General features: G+C 70.6%; 16 protein-coding genes. 4 read left to right on the forward strand and 12 right to left on the reverse strand.

Going from position 1 to position 17,590, the window contains the following annotated elements:
• The 3 genes from PLC66_RS19955 to PLC66_RS19965 form a co-directional block, all read right to left on the reverse strand.
• A partial coding sequence (locus PLC66_RS19955) for a sensor histidine kinase (protein WP_324543767.1) occupies positions 1–1,247 on the reverse strand: 1,247 nt, incomplete at its 3' end.
• On the reverse strand, positions 1,237–1,905 hold the full coding sequence (locus PLC66_RS19960; RefSeq protein WP_324543769.1) for a response regulator transcription factor: 669 nt from the start codon (positions 1,903–1,905) through the stop codon (positions 1,237–1,239). The genes PLC66_RS19960 and PLC66_RS19955, both read right to left, overlap by 11 nt.
• A 197-nt stretch (positions 1,906–2,102) precedes the next feature.
• On the reverse strand, positions 2,103–3,155 hold the full coding sequence (locus PLC66_RS19965) for a patatin-like phospholipase family protein (protein WP_324543771.1): 1,053 nt from the start codon (positions 3,153–3,155) through the stop codon (positions 2,103–2,105).
• A 213-nt stretch (positions 3,156–3,368) separates the two neighbouring features.
• On the opposite strand from PLC66_RS19965, the gene PLC66_RS19970 reads away from it, so the two are divergent.
• Positions 3,369–4,655, forward strand: coding sequence for an MgtC/SapB family protein (locus PLC66_RS19970; RefSeq protein ID WP_324543773.1), 1,287 nt, complete (start codon positions 3,369–3,371; stop codon positions 4,653–4,655).
• Between the two features lie 63 nt (positions 4,656–4,718).
• Positions 4,719–5,507, forward strand: coding sequence for a DUF3750 domain-containing protein (locus PLC66_RS19975; protein ID WP_324543775.1), 789 nt, complete (start codon positions 4,719–4,721; stop codon positions 5,505–5,507).
• Between the two features lie 19 nt (positions 5,508–5,526).
• Here PLC66_RS19975 and PLC66_RS19980 read toward each other — a convergent pair whose 3' ends face one another.
• Positions 5,527–6,504: an aldo/keto reductase gene (locus tag PLC66_RS19980; protein WP_324543776.1), complete on the reverse strand. Its 978-nt coding sequence runs from the start codon at positions 6,502–6,504 to the stop codon at positions 5,527–5,529.
• Between the two features lie 241 nt (positions 6,505–6,745).
• On the opposite strand from PLC66_RS19980, the gene PLC66_RS19985 reads away from it, so the two are divergent.
• Both PLC66_RS19985 and PLC66_RS19990 read left to right on the forward strand, forming a co-directional pair.
• Positions 6,746–8,290: a TIR domain-containing protein gene (locus tag PLC66_RS19985; protein WP_324543778.1), complete on the forward strand. Its 1,545-nt coding sequence runs from the start codon at positions 6,746–6,748 to the stop codon at positions 8,288–8,290.
• Entirely contained in the window at positions 8,287–10,671 is a 2,385-nt protein-coding gene (locus tag PLC66_RS19990) for an nSTAND1 domain-containing NTPase (protein ID WP_324543780.1), read from the forward strand. Before PLC66_RS19985 ends, PLC66_RS19990 begins: the two co-directional genes overlap by 4 nt.
• A 29-nt stretch (positions 10,672–10,700) precedes the next feature.
• On the opposite strand, the gene PLC66_RS19995 is transcribed toward PLC66_RS19990, so the two are convergent.
• From PLC66_RS19995 to PLC66_RS20030, 8 genes are all read right to left on the reverse strand, one after another.
• Positions 10,701–11,330, reverse strand: coding sequence for an acyl carrier protein phosphodiesterase (locus PLC66_RS19995; protein ID WP_324543782.1), 630 nt, complete (start codon positions 11,328–11,330; stop codon positions 10,701–10,703).
• A gap of 32 nt (positions 11,331–11,362) precedes the next feature.
• The gene (locus PLC66_RS20000; protein WP_324543785.1) at positions 11,363–12,265 is read right to left on the reverse strand and encodes a DMT family transporter; all 903 of its coding nucleotides are present in this window, start codon (positions 12,263–12,265) and stop codon (positions 11,363–11,365) included.
• A 39-nt stretch (positions 12,266–12,304) separates the two neighbouring features.
• Positions 12,305–13,018 carry an ABC transporter ATP-binding protein gene (locus PLC66_RS20005; protein ID WP_324543797.1) on the reverse strand — a complete coding sequence of 238 codons (714 nt, stop codon included), beginning with the start codon at positions 13,016–13,018 and terminating at the stop codon, positions 12,305–12,307.
• On the reverse strand, positions 13,018–13,905 hold the full coding sequence (locus PLC66_RS20010; protein ID WP_324543787.1) for an ABC transporter ATP-binding protein: 888 nt from the start codon (positions 13,903–13,905) through the stop codon (positions 13,018–13,020). Before PLC66_RS20010 ends, PLC66_RS20005 begins: the two co-directional genes overlap by 1 nt.
• Positions 13,902–15,242, reverse strand: a complete 1,341-nt coding sequence (gene livM, locus PLC66_RS20015; protein ID WP_324543789.1) for a high-affinity branched-chain amino acid ABC transporter permease LivM — start codon at positions 15,240–15,242, stop codon at positions 13,902–13,904. Before livM ends, PLC66_RS20010 begins: the two co-directional genes overlap by 4 nt.
• Positions 15,242–16,156, reverse strand: a complete 915-nt coding sequence (locus PLC66_RS20020) for an ABC transporter permease subunit (RefSeq protein ID WP_324543791.1) — start codon at positions 16,154–16,156, stop codon at positions 15,242–15,244. The genes livM and PLC66_RS20020 overlap by 1 nt, the downstream gene beginning before the upstream one ends.
• Before the next feature lie 144 nt (positions 16,157–16,300).
• Positions 16,301–17,395, reverse strand: a complete 1,095-nt coding sequence (locus PLC66_RS20025; protein ID WP_324543793.1) for a branched-chain amino acid ABC transporter substrate-binding protein — start codon at positions 17,393–17,395, stop codon at positions 16,301–16,303.
• On the reverse strand, positions 17,392–17,590 hold a 199-nt coding region (locus PLC66_RS20030; RefSeq protein ID WP_324543796.1), incomplete at its 5' end, for a hypothetical protein. The genes PLC66_RS20030 and PLC66_RS20025, both read right to left, overlap by 4 nt.

Below are 17,590 nucleotides of genomic sequence, written 5' to 3' on the forward strand. Positions count from 1 at the left end.
TCGCGCACCGCCTGCGGGATGCCGGGGCCGTCGTCGCTGACCTCGAGCACGACCTCGTCGCCCGCGCTCGCGCAGCGCAGCGTGACGCTGCCGCCGGCGCGGCCATACTTGAGCGCGTTGTCCACCAGGTTGGCGATGAGCTCCTGCAGCAGGGTTGGATCGCCCTCGACCGCCACCGCCTCGCGCTCGATGCCGAGGTCGATGCCGCGTTCGTCCGCCAGCTGCAGCCAGTCCTCCACCATGTCATCGATCAGCGCCGACAGCTCGACCGGCGCCGCATGGGCGACCAGGCGCTCGCTCGCCTCGGCGCGCGCCAGCGCCAGGAGCTGGTTGGCGAGACGGGTGACCCGTGCCACCGACTGGCGCAGGCGGGCGCGGGCGGCGGCATCGAGGGGCTTCGATTCGAGCAGTTCGAGCTGCATCTGCAGGCCGGCAAGCGGTGTGCGCAGCTGATGGGCGGCGTCCTGCAGGAATTCGCGCTGCAGCGCGTTGGCTGCGCGCAGCCGTGCGAGCAGGCCATTGAGTGCAAGGACCAGCTCATGGATCTCGCTCGGCACGTCCGCCGGGTCGATCGGCGACAGGTCGGTGCCGGAGCGCGCCCGCAACGAGGCTTCGAGCCGCCCGAGCGGCGCCAGGCCGCTCGGGATGCCGAAGCGGGCGCCGGTTATGGCGGTGAGCAGCAGCAGCAGGGCGGCGGAGGCGAAACCGAACAGCAGCTTGTCCATGGCCTCGGTGCGTTTGCCCAGCGTCTCGGCCACCAGCACGTAGAAGCCGGCCGCCGCGTGCTCGCGATACAGGCGCACGGCGCGGATCGGCTCGCCCCGATGGACGAGATCCCGGAACTGTGGGCGGCTGGGCGGCAGCCTTGCTGCAGGCGCGGGGTCGCTGTCGAGCGGCTGGTAGGGCACGGGCAGGCTCGGGGCGCTGCCGCCGTCGTCAAACAGCGGGAGATCGGCGTCGCCGCCGAGCAGGCGGCCATGGCGATCGCGTACGCGGAAGAAGATGCGGTCCTGGATGTCGGTGCGCAGTACCACTTCGGCCTCTGGCGAGAGCGTCAGCGCGAGTCCGCCCGGGGTCGGTCGCACATGGGTGGCGATGCCGTGGGCGAGATTGAGCAGGCTGCGGTCGTAGGCGTCGCGCACGACCATCTTGGCCGTGCCATAGGCGACGGCGCCCGCCAGTACCAGCAGCAGCACGGTGGGCGCGGCCAGCGCATTGAGCAGGGTGCGGCGAAGGCTAGTCTGCACCGCCGGGCCGCTCGCGGATGCGCTCGAGGCGGTAGCCGAAGCCGCGTACGGTGCGGATCACCAGGCCGGCGGACTCCAGCCGCGGGCGCAGGCGCGAGATGCAGACCTCGAGCGCGTTGCCGCTGCCCTCGCCCTGCAGCTGCTCGCGCGTGACGGTGCGGCCGTCGGCGCGCACCAGGGTTTCGAGCACGTCCCATTCCCGCCCGCTGAGCGGCAGCGGGGCCCCGTCGAGCTCGGCGAGGCGGCCGTCGATGTCGAGCACCAGGGCGCCGAAGCTGAGTGCCGGCGCGGCCGCGTGCCCGCCGCGGCGCTGGACCGCGCGCATGCGTGCGCTCAGTTCGGCCAGCTCGAAAGGCTTGACCAGATAATCGTCGGCGCCGAGGTCGAGGCCGTAGATGCGGTCGTCGAGGGCGTCGCGCGCGGTGATCAGGATCACCGGCAGGCGCTGGCCCCGCTTGCGGATGCGGCGCACCACCTCGTAGCCACCGAGGCCGGGCAGGCCAACGTCGATCAGGACGAAATCGAACCCGTCCTCCTGCAGGCGGCGGTCTGCCTGCATGCCGTCATGCTCGACGCAGACCGCGTCGCCCTGGCCGCGCAGGAACTCGGCGATGCCGTCGGCCAGCGTGGGGTCATCCTCGACCAGCAGCAGCTTCATGATCCGGTTTCCTCGTTCCAGGGCCAGCGGTGAGGCCATTCCGATCACGTCGCCGCCGTGCCGCCAATACTAGCGCGGCCGTGCCTGCCTTGCATCGCGACGAGGGCGAAGCTCCGACGAGGGCGCGGGGCGATCATCAGGCGGTCGCGATTCCACGCCACGGGCAGGGCCCCGGCTGGGCGCGGTGCCCGCGTCAGCTACAGGAACAGGGCCTCGACGGCGGCCGTCTCGCGCCGCCCGATCGCGTGGGCGTGCGCCTGCAGCCAGGTATCGGCGCGCGCCCGGCCGAGGTCGCGCAACTGCAGCAGGAAGCCGCTGGTGGCGTTGAGCTTGCTTGCCGAGCCGGCGTCGCCGAGCTCGGTGGCTTCGATGAGGTGGAAGCGCTGCCCCATCAGCTTGCGCTCCAGGCGGCCGCGCAGCCAGGCCGGCGCGTCGCTGGCGATGAAGCGCCGGGCATGGGCGACCATGCGCATCTCGCGCAGGAAGGTGGTGGAAAAGCCGAGCTCCATGCTGCGCGCGGCGATGTCGTCGGCGCTGCGCGGGGCATCGTCGCGCTGCAGCGGGTTCAACAACACCATCAGCACGTCCGGCGTGCTGCATTCGTACAGCAACGGGTAGACCGCCGGGTTGGCGGTGAAACCGCCGTCCCAGTAGTACTCGCCGTCGATCTCGACCGCGTGATGCAGGGTGGGCAGGCAGGCCGAGGCCAGCAACGCCGCCTCGCTGAGCTCGGCGGTGTGGAACAGCCTGACCTTGCCGGTGCGCACCACGGTGGCGGCGATGAAGAGCTTGATCGGGCAGTCGCGGCGCAGGCGTTCGAAGTCGAACTGCGCGCGCACGACGTCGCGCAGCGGGTTGAGTTCGAAGGGGTTGAACTGATAGGGCGAGAACATGCGCGTGAGCCCCAGCATCATGCTCATCGGCGCCGGCAGGCCGCCGTCGGCGGCGCCGTTGAGCGTGTGCAGCAGTTCGAGGTGAAAGGGTACGCTGGCGCCCACCGCCTCCCAGAATCCGGCCAGTGCCGCGCGTGCGCCGTCGGCACCGTCCACGGTCCAGCCATGGGCCAGCGCCACCGCGTTCATCGCCCCGGCGCTGGTGCCGCTGATGCCGTCTATGCGGATGCCGTGCTCGAGCAGGCGGTCGAGCACGCCCCAGGTATAGGCGCCATGGGCGCCGCCGCCCTGCAGCGCGAGGCTGAGGGTGGGCGGGTGGGCTCCATTGTTCTTGCGTGGCCACGGCAAGCGAAACATGGCGTGATCCTCCGTGTCTGGCCGGGTGGGCGCTGCCGATGCAGGGCGCGCGCCGGCCCGGGTTATGTTGCAATGCACAATCCCGAGTATCACGCGGGTTTCGTTACAGGCGCGCGCACATGTTTCACGATGCGATCGTGCCGGTGAGCAGCGGCGTATCATCATGCGGTCACCGTTTCCGTCCGGGGCGGCGTTGCCATCCCGGCCATTCGCATGCCGCAGACCCTGCCCCTCGAAGTGCCCCTGGACGCTGCCCAGATCGAAGCGCTGCTGATCGCGACCGGCATCGGCCTGCTGATCGGCCTCGAGCGCGAGCGGGTGCCCTCGGCCCGCGCCGGCCTGCGCACCTTCGCCCTGGTGGGCATGTTCGGCGCCCTGGTGACCCTGCTCAGCCAGCAGATCGGCAGCTTCGCGCCCTTCGTCGCCGGGCTGGTGATCGTCGCGGTGATGATCATCGCCGCCTACCTGCGGCATCCCGACCCCACCGACCCGGGCACGACCTCGGTGGCGGCGATGGTGCTGTGCTACTGCCTGGGCGCCGCGACCTGGCTCGGCCATGCCCAGCTGGCCGTCATGCTCGCGGTGGCGACCACGGTGCTGCTCTACTTCAAGGCCCAGCTGCGCGGAATCGCCAGCCGGCTCGGCAGCCGCGACTGGATCTCGATCCTGCAGTTCGGCGTGCTGTCGCTGGTGATCCTGCCCATCCTGCCGAACGAGGAGTTCGGCCCCTATGGGGCGCTCAACCCGCACCAGGTGTGGCTGATGGTGGTGCTGATCGCCGGCGTCGGGCTGGCGGGCTACGCCGCGCTGCAGATCGCGGGCGCGCGTTACGGCGCGGTGTTCGTCGGCATCTTCGGCGGCCTGGCCTCGAGCACCGCCACCACGCTGCTGTATGCGCGCCAGGCCCGCGAACTGCCCGCCATGGCGCCGATGGCAGCGCTGGTGATCGTGCTCGCGAACCTGGTGATGGTGCTGCGCATCGGCGTCATCTCCGCGCTGGTTGCGCCGCCGGTCCTTGCGGCGCTGGCGGCGGTGCTGCTGCCCGCGCTGGCGCTGGGCCTGCTCGCCTGCTTCTGGCACTGGCGGCAACTGCTCGAGCGCAGCCAGCCGGTGCTGCCTGCGACCAGCAACCCGACCGAGCTCAAGACGGCGCTCGGCTTTGGCGGCCTTTATGCGCTGGTACTGCTGTGTGCGGCGTGGCTGTCGGATTACGCCGGCAACCGTGGCCTGTATGTGCTCGCCCTGGTGTCGGGCCTGACCGATGTCGACGCCATCTCGCTGTCCAGTCTGCGGCTGTTCTCGCTCGGCCGGCTGGAGCTGTCGCCGACCGTGATCGCGATCGTGCTCGCGATGCTCGGCAACCTCGGCTTCAAGCTCGGCATGGCGGCGGTGATCGGGGGCCGCGCGCTGGCGCTGAAGGCGGTGGTCGGCATGGGGGCAGTGGCCCTCGGGCTGCTCGCCGGCATGGGCTGGGCGCTGCTGCGTGCAGGCGCGGGCTGAACTCGGCGCGCCGCGCCCGCTCTGATCAACATCGACTCTCCCGAGTCCGCTGCGGACACCTACGTGAAGACCACCCGGCTCCTGATCCTTGGCCTCGTCGGCCTGCTGAGCGTCTCCTTCGGCCTCAGCCTGGCCAATGACCCGCGCCCCGCCAGCGGCGAGGAGCGCAGCTGGCGCACCGCCGCGCGCCATTCGTCGGGCATCGCCCCCGATCCGGTGCAGCTTGCAGACACCGCCATCGTGCAGGTCTATGCCGCGCCCACCTACGGCTGGCGCGGCTACTTCGCCGTCCATCCCTGGATCATCTACAAGCGGGCCGGCGACACCGCCTACACCCGCTTCGACGTCATCGGCTGGGGGGGCGCGAACGTGGTTCGGCGCAACTACGCGCTACCCGACGGGCTGTGGTTCGGCGCCATGCCGGCGGTGCTGGTCGATCACCGCGGCGCCCATGTCGAGGCCATGATCGACGACATCGAGGCGGCGATCGCGCGCTACCCCCATGCCGACGAATACCGCAGCTATCCGGGTCCGAACAGCAATACCTTCCTCGCCCACATCGGCCGCGAAGTGCCGGCGCTGCGCCTCGACCTGCCGGCCAACGCCATCGGCAAGGACTACCGCCCCGCCAGCCGCCCGCTCGGCCTGTCGCCGTCGGGCTCGGGCGTGCAGCTGTCGCTGCTCGGCCTGCTCGGGCTGAGCGTGGGCGTCCAGGAAGGCATCGAGTTCAATCTGCTCGGCCTCAACTTCGGGGTGGACTTCAACCGCCCGGCGCTGCGCCTGCCGGCGATCGGCCGGGTCGGGCTGGACGACGCGGCGAGTTCGGACGGCGCGACTGGAGAACGGCGCTGAGCCGGCGCGACCCGCTGCTTCAAGTCAGCTCCAGGCTGCGCCCGTTCCAGAACGCCTGGTCCGGAATCTCGCCGATGCCGGCCAGGGCGTTGTCGGCCATGTGCTCCGGCCGGCTGGTGCCGGGGATGGCGCAGCTCACGGCGGGGTGGGCGAGGACGAACTTCAGCAGCAGCTGGGCCCAGCTGGTGGCGCCGATGTCGGCCGCCCAGGGCGGCAGCGGGCGCTCGCGCAGGCGGCGCAGCAGGCCGCCGCCGCCGAAGGGGCGGTTGATCAGCACCGCCATGCCACGCTCGGCCGCCAGCGGCAGGATGCGGCGCTCGGCCTCGCGCTCGTCGAGCGAGTAGTTGATCTGCAGGAAGTCGAGCGGCTCTGCGCGCATCACGGCCTCGAGTGTGTCGTAGGCGCCGGCGGTGTAGTGGGTGACGCCGAGGTAGCGCACCCGCCCGGCGGCCTTCCAGTCGCGCAGGGTGGCGAGCTGGGTCTGCCAGTCGACCAGGTTGTGCACCTGCATCAGGTCGAGGCGCTCGACCTGCAGGCGGCGCAGGGACTCTTCCATCTGGCGGATGCCTTCGGCGCGGCCCCGCGTCCATACCTTGGTGGCGACGAAGGCCTTGCCGTGGCTGCCGGTAGCGGCGAGCAGCTCGCCCGTGACCGCCTCGGCGCGGCCGTACATCGGCGAACTGTCGATCACCGAGCCGCCGGCGCCGAACAAGGCCTGCAGCACACCGGGCAGGCGCTGGTACTGCTCGCTGTCACGGGCGACGTCGAAGCCGATGTAGGTGCCGCAGCCGATCACCGGCAAGGGCTCGCCAGTGGTGGGGATGGGGCGGGTGCGCAGGGTCGGGGCGGGGCTGGTCAGGACAGTGGCGGCGCTTGCGGGCGTGGCGCGCGTCGGGGCGCCGATGAACAGGCCGGCCGCGCTGGCGGCGGCAAGGCGCAGGAAGCGGGCCCGGCTCATTGGCAGGGCGGGGTCGGGCGGCAAGGGTGTCGGGCTCATGGGGCCTCCGTGCGTGTGCGGGTTGCGCGGCACTGGCCGTGGCGCGCCACGATGTGACCCGCAGGCAGTCGCCGAGTGCCCGCGCCCTGCCGCCGCGACGGCCGCGGTGTGGTGGCGCCCAGGTGGGGCCGATGACGACGGCGTTCGCCGCTGCCGGCCGTGCGGTGCTCGACTACAATCCGGGGCAGGACGTGCGCAGGATGCGGATGACGGCCGGGTGGTCCCTGGAGGGAGCGGGTACATGAATGGCTCGAGCACGGCGGGCGCGGGGCGCGACGCGGATGAGGCCGGTCCGCGACTGGACGTCTTCATCAGCTACGCCCACATCGACAATCAGCCCCTGCTGGCCGACGTGCCGGGCTGGGTGACGGTGTTCCACGAAGCGCTGCAGCAATTGCTCAGCCGCTTCAAGGGCAGCGCGGCCCTCATCTGGCGCGACCCCAAGCTCGCCGGCAACGATGTGCTGTGGCAGGAGATCGAGGCCCGTGTCGCCGAGGCCGCGGTGCTGGTGTCGGTGCTCAGCCCGCGCTATGTGAGCTCGCCCTCGTGCGCGCAGGAGATCGAGGCCTTCTGCCGCCAGGCCGAGCGCAGCGGCGGCCTCGTCATCGACCACAGTGCGCGCGTGTTCAAGGTCATCAAGACGCCCATCGAGGGCGAGCAAGGCCTGCCGCCGATCGTGAGCGAGCTGCTCGGCTACGAGTTCTTCCGCCTCGATGCCGACCAGACGCCGCTCGAGCTCGACCCCGTGTTCGGCCAGGAGGCGCGCGAGGAATTCCTGCGCAAGGTGAACAAGGTCGCCTGGGACATCAAGCGTCTGCTCGACCAGCTGCGCCGCGTGGCCGCGGATGCGTCGCCGGCCGCGGGCGCAAAGCCGGTCGTCTACCTGGCCGAATGCAGTCGCGACCGGCGCGACGAGCGCGAGGTCATCGAGGCCGAGCTCAGGCGCCTGGGCCATGTCGTGCTGCCCGACCGCCAGCTGCCCACCGACGAGGCCGATTACGTGGCGGCGGTCGATGCGCTGCTCGCGCGCAGCGCCTTCTCCATCCACCTCATCGGCGACGGCTACGGGCTGGTGCCGGACGGGCCGGGCGACAGGTCGATCGTCGTGCTGCAGAACGAGCGCGCCGCCGCGCACTTCGGCGCCGGGCGCATCCGCCGCCTGATCTGGCTGCCCGAGGACATCCGCGCCGAGCAGGCTGCGCAGCAGGCCTTCATCGACGAGCTGCACGCGAGCGCCGCGGCGCAGGCCGGCGCCGATCTGCTGACCGGCGACCTCGAGGCGCTCAAGGGGGCGCTGCGCAGCCACCTCAAGCGTATCGAAGCGGACCTGCAGCCCGCTTCCGGCGCGGCCGCGGAGCAGGGCGCGGCGCGGCGAGTGTTCCTGGTGTGCGAGGCGCGCGACCGGCTCGAGGTGGTGCCCCTGCTCAAGGCCCTGCGTGCGCGCGGCTACGAGGTGAGCCTGCCCTTATTCACGGGCGATGCCGCCGCGCTGCGGCAGGCCTTCGCAGAGCAGGCAGCCGCGGCCGGGCGCGTCATCCTGTACTACGGTGCGGGCGACGAGGCGTGGAAGTACCACCAGCTCAACGAGCTGCGCAAGGCGCGTGGCCGTGCCGGCGGCGGCCCGGATGCAGGCTGCGGCCTGTGGTTGGCGCCGCCGGCGACCGATGACAAGACCTTGTTGCAGACGCTCGCGGAGCCAGGCACGGGCGATGGCCTGGGAGGCGAGCTCGAGACCGTGCTCGATGGCCTGCTGGCGCGGCTGGCGCCGACCGGAGAGGCACCATGAACGACCGCGCCGCGCCGCGGGCGGCCAACCCCTATCCCGGCCTGCGCCCCTTCCTCGAGCACGAGGAGCACCTGTTCTTCGGCCGCGAGCACCAGGTCGACACCATGGCCGACCGCCTGAGCCTGACGCATTTCCTTGCCGTGGTGGGCAGCTCGGGCTCGGGCAAGTCCTCGCTGGTCAATTGCGGCCTGCGCCCGGCCCTGCATCGGGGCCTGATTGCGGCCGCGGGCTCGGCCTGGCGGGTGGCGCAGTTCCGCCCCGGCCAGGCGCCCATACGCGCGCTGGCGCAGGCGCTGGCCGCGCCGGGCGTGCTCCACGACGGCATGCCGGACGGACCGTTCAGCGCCACCGAGATGGTCGAGGCCACGCTGCGCATGAGCAGCCTCGGCCTCGTCGATGTGTTCGAGCAGGCCAGGCTTGCGGCGGGCACCAACCTGCTCGTCGTCGCCGACCAGTTCGAGGAGCTGTTCCGCTATCAGGCGGTGGCCGGGGGCGGCCAGAGCGGTGGGCAGCAAGGCGCGCAAAGGCTCGGGGAGGAATCGACCGCCTTCGTCAATCTGCTGCTCGCGGTCGCCGAGCTGCGCCCGCCGGGCGTGTATGTGGTGCTGACCATGCGCTCGGACTTCCTCGGCGATTGCGCCCAGTTCCCTGGCCTGCCCGAGGCGATCAACCAGGGCCAGTACCTCGTGCCGCGCATGAGCCGTGACGAGCGGCGGCGCGCGATCGAGGGGCCGGCCCTGATGCAGGGCGCGCGCATCGATCCGGTGTTGCTCACCCGGCTGGTCAACGACGTCGGTGATCTGCCCGACCAGTTGTCGCTGCTGCAGCACGCGCTCAACCGCAGCTGGGCGCGCTGGCAGGCCGACACCAGCGGCCGCGGTGCCATCGGCCTGGCGCACTACGAGGCGGTCGGTTCGATGGCGCAGGCGCTCGACCAGCACGCCGACGAGGCCTTTGGCCGTCTCGGCAGCGTGGCCCTGCAGGAGCTTGCCGAGCGGGTGTTCAAGGCTCTCACCGACCGCGGCACCGATGCGCGCGGCGTGCGCCGGCCGACCCGGCTCGACGCCTTGTGCGCGCTCGCGGAGGCGGCGGAAGACGATGTGCGTGCCGTCATCGAGGTGTTCCGCGCGCCCGAATGCTGCTTCCTGATGCCACCGGCCGGGGAGCCGCTGCACGCCGACACCGTGATCGACATCTCGCACGAGAGCCTGATGCGGGTGTGGCGGCGCCTGCGTGGCTGGGCCGACGAGGAGGCGCGCTCGGCAGGCAACCTGCGCCGCCTGGCGCAGACCGCGACCCTGCATGACGAGGGCGGGGCTGACCTGCTGCGCGACCCTGAGCTGCAGATGGCGCTCAACTGGCGCGCGCTGCAGCGTCCCAACCCGAGCTGGGCCGCACAGTACGGTGTGCGGCTCGAGCATGTGATGGGCTTTGTCGACGCCAGCGCGGCGGCGCGCGAGGCCGAGCGCGTCGCCAGGCAGCGGGTGCACGCGCGTCGCACCGTGCTGACCGCGCTCGCCTTCGTCGCCGTCGCCGCAGTCGCGGGCTATTACATCTACAGCGAGCGCCAGTTGCAGGCCGCGCTGGCCACGGCCGAGCACGAGCGTGCGAGGGCGGAGGAGCTTCAGCAGGCGCTCGAGCAGTTCATGGCGCGCAGCGTGCCACCGGCGGCGTATGCGGCCCCGACTTCGCCCGACACCGAAGCGGCGTCGGGACCGTTGAGTGCAAGCCCGGCCCCGGTGCCGCCGGCCGCGTCCGTCGGGGCGACGCCGTCCAGCCGGCCGCTGGCGCGGCCGGCACCTGCGCCGCAGCCTGCGCCCGCGCTGCAGCGGGAGCTGACGGCGGCCGAGCTCGGCCGCATCATGCCGGCCCTGGCGGCCGACCGCCGGGCCAGGTGGGTCGAGGTGCTGAATCGGGCGATGGCCGAATTCGACATCGGCACGGCGCGGCGCCAGGCGGCCTTCCTGTCGCAGGTGGCGCAGGAGACGACGCAGCTGCGCTACCTGCAGGAGCCTTGGGGGCCCAACGCGCAGCAGCTGCGCTACGAGCCGCCGTCCTCGCTCGCCGCCGCGCTCGGCAATGTCGAAGCGGGCGACGGCGAGCGCTATCGCGGCCGCGGCCTGATCTGGATCACCGGCCGTGCCAATTACCAGCGCTTCGGCGCCGCGGTGGGCCTCGACCTGGTCGCCGAGCCCGAACTGGCGGCGACGCCGGAGGTGGCGGCACGTACCGGTGCCTGGTTCTGGCAGTCGCGCGGGCTCAACGAGCTGGCCGACACGGAAGACATCGCCGGCATCACCCGCCGCATCAGCGGTGGCACGCGTGACGTGGACCAGCGGCAGAGCCTGTACCGGCAGGCGCTGGCCGTGCTCGGCGGCTGAGTCGATGACCGGGCGCGGTGTGTCCGCGCTCAGGCACGCGCCGCCCTGACCTGCGCGGCGAAGGCCAGCGCATCGGGCAGGAAGTCGAAGAAATCCGCTTCGAAGCCGGCGTAATCCGCGAGCAGTTCGGCCCCCGCGCCAGCGAGCGGATTGGGGGCGCGCAGGCGGTGTGCCGCCATGCGATCGAGCGCCAGCGCAACGCTGGCGGCGTCGCCGTAGCTCGCCAGCCAGTCGTGCGCGGCCATGCGCTCGAACACCGGCACGAAGGCGGCGGGCAGCGGCTCGGGATGGGTGTCGATGAGGCGGTAGATCTCGGCGGTGAAGGTGGTCAGCGACGCGCCGGACCCGGCGGCGTTTGCGGGCCAGCGCGCGCTGACCGCTTCCCAATGACGGGCGAGGAAGTGGTCGTAGAACAGGTCGACCATGATGCCGGCGACACGCCGTCGCGCCGCGCTGACCCGACTGCGGCTGCGGCGGAAGGCTGGATGCGTGTCGGCGAAGCTGTCGATGCGCCGGTGCAGGCGCACGCCCTCGGCCAGCGCCGGGCCGAGGGCGTGCGGCAGCGGGTCGAGCAGGCCCTTGACGAAGTCACCGGCGACGCCGCCGACGCGGTCGGCGGCGATCGGTCCGGCAAGGAATGCGTGGGCGAGGTAGTTCACGTTGCGGCAGCGCGAGGAGCGTTACCCGTGTTCTAGCTCCGTTCGCCCTTTGCCGCCAGGTAGATGCCCGACAGCAGCAGGCTGAAGCCCACGAACTGCAGCGGCGCGAAGCCTTCGCTGAAGATCAGGAAGGCCAGCAGCGCACTGACCACCGGCTCGCCCAGGGTCACCACCGCGACGAAGGTGGCCGACACGTAGCGCAGCGACCAGTTGTAGGCGGTGTGGCCGAGTAGCTGCGGGCCCAGCGCCATCGCCAGCAGCAGCAGCCAGGCCGGGCCCGACAGCGCGAACAGTTCCGCGCCGCCGGCGCCACTGGCAGCGAACAGGAACAAGGCCGCCGCGCCATAGGCCAGCCAGATGTAGGCCGGCAGGCCCAGGCCCGCGCGCAGCCGGCGGCCGATCAGCAGATAGGCCGAGAAGCACCAGCTGCCGACGAGCGCCAGCAGGTTGCCGAGCATCGGCTGGCTGCCTGCGCTCGCGCTCTGGCTGTCGCTCCAGAAGATGAACAGGCTGCCGGCGAAGGACAGCGCAATGCCGCCGAGCATCATGCGCGTCGGCCGCTCGCGGAAGATCAGGAAGGAGGCGAGGCCGATCCACAGCGGGTTGGTGGTGACCAGCGCGGTGCTCGAGGCCACCGAGGTGTATTCCAGCGAGCTGATCCAGGTGGCGAAATGCAGCGCGAGGAACAAGCCGGCGGCGAGCGCCAGCCCGAGCTGGCGCCGGCTCAGCCGCGCCAGCTCGCGGTGCGATTGCATTAGCGCGACCGGCGTGATGATGATCGCCGCCAGCCCCAGCCGCCAGGTCGCGACGGCAAGCGAACTCACCTGCTCGGCCTGGGCGAGGCGGGCGAAGATGGCGCCGAAGGAGACGGCGGTGAGGCCGATGCCGAGGACGACGAAGGGCAGCCAGCGGGCGGGTTGGGCGGTGTGGGACATGGGGTGGTGCGAGGCTGGAGGGCCGCGGATTGTCGCCGATCAGGCGTGGCCGCCCTCCAGATACGCCGCCCGCACCTCCGGGCTCGCCAGCAGCTCCGCCCCGCTGCCGGCCAGCGTGATCTCGCCGTGCTGCAGCACGTAGCCGCGGTCGGCCACGCGCAGGGCCTGGTTGGCGTTCTGTTCGACGAGCAGGATGGTCATGCCGTGGTCGCGGTTGAGCTCGCGGATGATCTGGAACACCTTGCGGATGTAGATCGGCGCCAGCCCGAGCGAGGGCTCGTCGAGCAGCAGCAGCTTGGGCCGGCTCATCAGCGCCCGGCCGATCGCGAGCATCTGCTGCTCGCCACCGGACAGCGTGCCGGCGCGCTGGGCCTTGCGCTCGTCGAGGATGGGGAACATCGCGAACACGCGTGCGATGTCGGCGGCGTAGTTGGCGGGGTCGGCGTGGGCCGTGCCCATCTGCAGGTTCTCGATCACCGTCATGCGCGGGAAGATGCGCCGGCCTTCGGGCACCAGGGCGATGCCGCGGCGGGCGATCTCGTGCGTATGCACACGGGTGATGTCCTCGCCGTCGAACACGATGCGCCCGGCACTCGCCTTGGGGTTGCCGAACAGGCTCATCATCAGCGTCGATTTGCCGGCGCCGTTGGCGCCGATCAGGGTGACGATCTCGCCCACCTGGACCTCGACGTCGATGCCGCGCAGCGCGTGGATGTGGCCGTAATGGGCGTGCACGCCCTCCATCGTGAGCATCATGCCGGCTGACTCCCTTTCTGCCCGTCCTGCACCGCCAGGCCTTCCTCGGCAAGCTTCGCCGCGATCGCGGCTTCGGCCTCCTCCTCGTCCTCGCCGAGGTAGGCCTTGATCACCTCGGGGTCGTTGCGCACCGCCTCCGGCGTGCCCTCGGCGATCTTGCGCCCATAGCTGATCACGCCGATGTGGTCGGACACGTTCATCACCACGCTCATGTCGTGCTCGATCAGCAGGATCGCGATGCCGAGTTCGCCGCACAGGTAGAGCAGCAGCTCGTTGAGCTCCGCCGACTCGCGCGGGTTGAGGCCGGCGGCCGGCTCGTCCAGGCACAACAGCACCGGGTCGACGCACAGCGCGCGCGCGATCTCGATGCGGCGCTGGATGCCGTAGGGCAGGTCGCCGGCGGCGTGGTCGGCAAGGTGGGTGAGCTTGAGACGCTCGAGCCACATCGCCGCCCGCTCCACCGCCTGGCGCTCGGCCGAGACGTAGCCTGGCAGCTTGAACAGGCCGGCGATCGAGAACTTCGAGGCGCGCTGCAGTACGTTGTGCTGGGCGACGATGAGGTTCTCCAGCACCGTCATCTTCGGGAACAGGCGGATGTTCTGGAAGGTGCGCACCACCTGGGCGTCGCGCGCGACGCGGTGGCTGGGCAGCTTCTCCAGCAGCATCTCGCCGTGCCGGGGGTGGGCGAGGCGCAGCGTGCCGGTCGTGGGCTTGTAGAAGCCGGTGAGGCAGTTGAACAGCGTGGTCTTGCCAGCGCCGTTGGGGCCGATGATGCCGGTGATCCTGCCGGCCGGCACCTCCAGCGAGAGGTCGTCGATCGCGGTCAGGCCGCCGAAGCGCATGGTCAGCTTGCGCACCGACAGCAGGGTGGCAGGCGTGTTCATCGCACCGCCTCCCCGCCGGCGGTGGCCGGCTTCGAGCGCTGCAGGGGCTTCAGGCGCACCGTCGGTTCGCGGTGCGACAGCAGGCCGCCCGGCTTCCACACCATGATCAGCACCATCGCGGCGCCGAACAGCAGCATGCGGTACTCGGCGAAGTTTCGCCCGAACTCGGGGATCAGCACCAGCAGGGTGGCGGCCAGCACCACGCCCATCTGCGAGCCCATGCCGCCGAGCACGACGATGGCGAGGATGATGGCCGACTCGGTGAAGGTGAAGCTCTCGGGCGAGATGAAGCCCTGGCGCGCGGCGAAGAACACCCCGGCAAAGCCGCCCAGCATGGCGCCGATGGCAAAGGCCGAGAGCTTGATGTTGGTGGTGTTCATGCCCATCGCCTTGCAGGCGATCTCGTCCTCGCGCAACGCCTCCCAGGCGCGGCCGACCGGCAGCCTGCGCAGCCGCGACACGAACACGTGGGTCAGCAGGGCCAGCACCAGGATCAGGTAGTAGAGGAAGATCAGCCGGTGCATGGCCGAGAATTCCAGCCCGAAGAAGCTGGCGAAGCTGTGCCCGCCCTCGGGCGCGCTGCGGGTGAACTCGAGCCCGAAGAAGCTCGGCCGCGGGATCGAGCTGATGCCGTTGGGACCGCCGGAGAACTCGGTCCAGTTCACCAGGATCACGCGGATGATCTCGCCGAAGCCCAGGGTGACGATGGCGAGGTAGTCACCGCGCAATCGCAGGATGGGGTAGCCGAGGAGGATGCCGAAGCTGGCGGCGAGCGCACCCGACACCGGCAGCGCCTCCCAGAAGCCCCAGCCGTACTGGGTCGACAGCACCGCGTAGGAGTAGGCGCCGACCGCGTAGAAGGCGACGTAGCCGAGGTCGAGCAGACCGGCCAGGCCCACCACCACGTTCAGGCCCCAGCCCAGCATCACGTAGATCAGCACCGTGGTGGCGGTGTCGACCACGTAGCGGTTGTCGGAATACACGATGGGCAGCGCAATCGAGGCGCCAAGCGCGATCCAGCCCAGCACGTTGACCACGCGCTGGGCGCCGTGGGCGCGGTCGTCGGCGGTGGCGGTACTGGCGCGGTCACGGGCGAGCTTGTTGGCGCGCATGCGGTCGACGAGCCAGCGCAGCGCCAGCCGCCCCGAGAAGGCCGCGGCGACGAAGGCGGCGAGCAGGCCGAAGCGGGTGTCGACCGCCAGCCGGCCGCCCACGTCCACCGTGGTCAGGCCGATCAGCGGGACGCCGAGGATGAGGCCGACGAAAGCCACCCAGCCGGCGTCGCGCAGGCGCTCGGCGGGGGTCATCGCATGGCGGGCGAAGACGACGGCACTCATTACACTTTCTCCACTTCAGGCCGGCCGAGCAGGCCCGAGGGGCGCAGCATCAGCACCAGGCACAGGATGCCGAAGGTGGCGACGTCCTTGTATTCCGCCCACAGGTAGGCGGCCCAGAAGGATTCGATCAAGCCGATGAGGAGCCCGCCCAGCATCGCCCCCGGCAGCGAGCCGATGCCGCCCAGCACCGCGGCGGTGAAGGCCTTGATGCCGGCGAGAAAGCCGATGAAGAAGTCCACCACGCCGTAATACACGGTGACCATCACGCCGGCGACCGCGGCCAGCGCCGCGCCGAGCATGAAGGTGAAGGAGATCGTGCGGTCCACGTTAACCCCGAGCAGCGAGGCCATCGTGCGGTCCTGCTCGCAGGCACGCTGCTGGCGGCCGAAGGGGGTCTGGGTGATCATCCAGGTGAAGGCGACCATCAGCACCACGGTGGTGACGATGATCAGCATCTGGCTCCAGCCGATCTGCACGGTGAAGCCGGGCGCGTCCCACAGCACCACGCCGCCCTCGAGCACCGGTGGAATCGGTTTCACGCGCGCGCCCTGGGTGAGCTGCACGCTGTTCTGCAGGAAGATCGACATGCCGATCGCGGAAATGAGCGGCGCCAGCCGGGTCGAGCCGCGCAGCGGGCGGTAGGCTGTGCGCTCGACCGCCCAGCCGTAGGCCGAGGTGAAGAAGATCGCCACGATCAGCACGAAGGTGAGCGCGAGCGGGATCGAGGTCACGTCGGCGGCGGCGAGGATCGTGAACGCGGTGATCGCGATGAACGCGCTCACCATGAAGATGTCGCCGTGGGCGAAGTTGATCATGCCGATGATGCCGTACACCATCGTGTAGCCGATGGCGATCAGGCCGTACATGGCGCCGAGCGTGAGGCCGTTGATCAGTTGCTGGAGTGCGTAGGCCACGATGTCTCCCGTGGAGGCAGGAGGATGCCCGCGCCGGTGTGGCCGATGCGGGAGCCCGATGCCGTCTTGTCGTTTGCTTCCGGGCTCGCCGCGCGCCTCTTGGGCGGGCGGCGAGCGCTGCCCCGGACAGGCCGGGGGCGTCGATTACTGCGCGTAGTCGTACTGCCCGCCCTGCCAGCGATAGACCACGAAGCCGGGCGCCTTCTGATCGCCCTTGGCGTCGAAGGACAGCTCGCCGATCACGGTGTTGAAGTTGCCCGCACGCATGGCCTTTTCGAGGTCAGCGTATTTGGTGCTCTTGGCCGCGGTGGCGGCCTGCTCGAACAGCTGCATGGCAGCGTAGGCGTAGAGCACGTAGCCCTCGGGCTCGACCTTGGCGGCGCGGAACTTCTCGACCACCGGCGCCGCGTCCGGATTCTTGCGCGGGTCGGGCGAGAACGTGAACATGACGTTGTCGGCGGCCGCGCCGGCGGCGGTGACGAGCTCGGAGTTGGTCATGGTGTCGCCGCCCATCACGGTCAGCTGCAGGCCGGCGGCCTGGGCCTGGCGCAGGATCAGCGCGACCTCGGTGTGGTAGCCGCCATAGGCCATCACCTCGACGCCGGCCTGCTTGAGCTTGGTGACCAGGCCCGAGTAGTCCTTCTCGCCGGCAGTGATCGCCTCGCGCAGCGTGGGCTTGAGGCCCTTGCCTTCCATCGCCTTGGCCATCTCGTCGGCCAGGCCCTTGCCGTAGGCGCTCTTGTCGTCGACAACCGCGACCTTCTTGCCGGCGAAGTTCTCGGCGATGTAGCTGCCTGCCACCATGCCCTGCTGGTCGTCGCGGCCCATGATGCGGAAGATGTTGTCGAGGCCGCGTTCGGTGACCTGCGGGTTGGTCGACACGGTGGCCATCAGGATGTCCGACTCGTTGTAGACCTCGGAGGCCGGGATGGTCGAGCTCGAGCACCAGTGGCCGTGCATGAAGACGATGTTGCGGTTGACCATGGTGTTGGCCACCGACACCGCCTGCTTGGGGTCGCAGGCATCGTCGCCCACTTCCAGCTTCAGCTTCTCGCCGAGCACGCCGCCACGGGCGTTGATGTCGGCGATGGCCATCTCCGCGCCCTTGCGGATCTGGTCGCCGGCCGAGGCATACTGGCCGGTCATCGGGCCGGCGATGGCGACCGAGAGGTCGGCCAGGGCGGCGCTGGAGAAGCCGCCGAGGGCGAGCACGGCAGTGGCGAGCAGGGTCTTTTTCATGAAACGTCTCCTTCGTGGCTGTGTGTTGTTTGCGTGTGCTTCATGGCGCAGGGCTGCGGCTTGTCGATGGCGGCCACCGTACGGTGCCGTTTGCGCCCGACAAAGGTAAGCGAATTTTTCCGTCTTGCCATCCGTGCTGCCCCTAGCCCGCATTTCTCACAGATAGGAGGCGCATCGCGGCCGGAAATATGAGAA

The sequence above is a fragment of the Thauera sp. genome, assembly GCF_035444905.1.
Taxonomy (GTDB): Bacteria; Pseudomonadota; Gammaproteobacteria; order Burkholderiales; family Rhodocyclaceae; genus Thauera.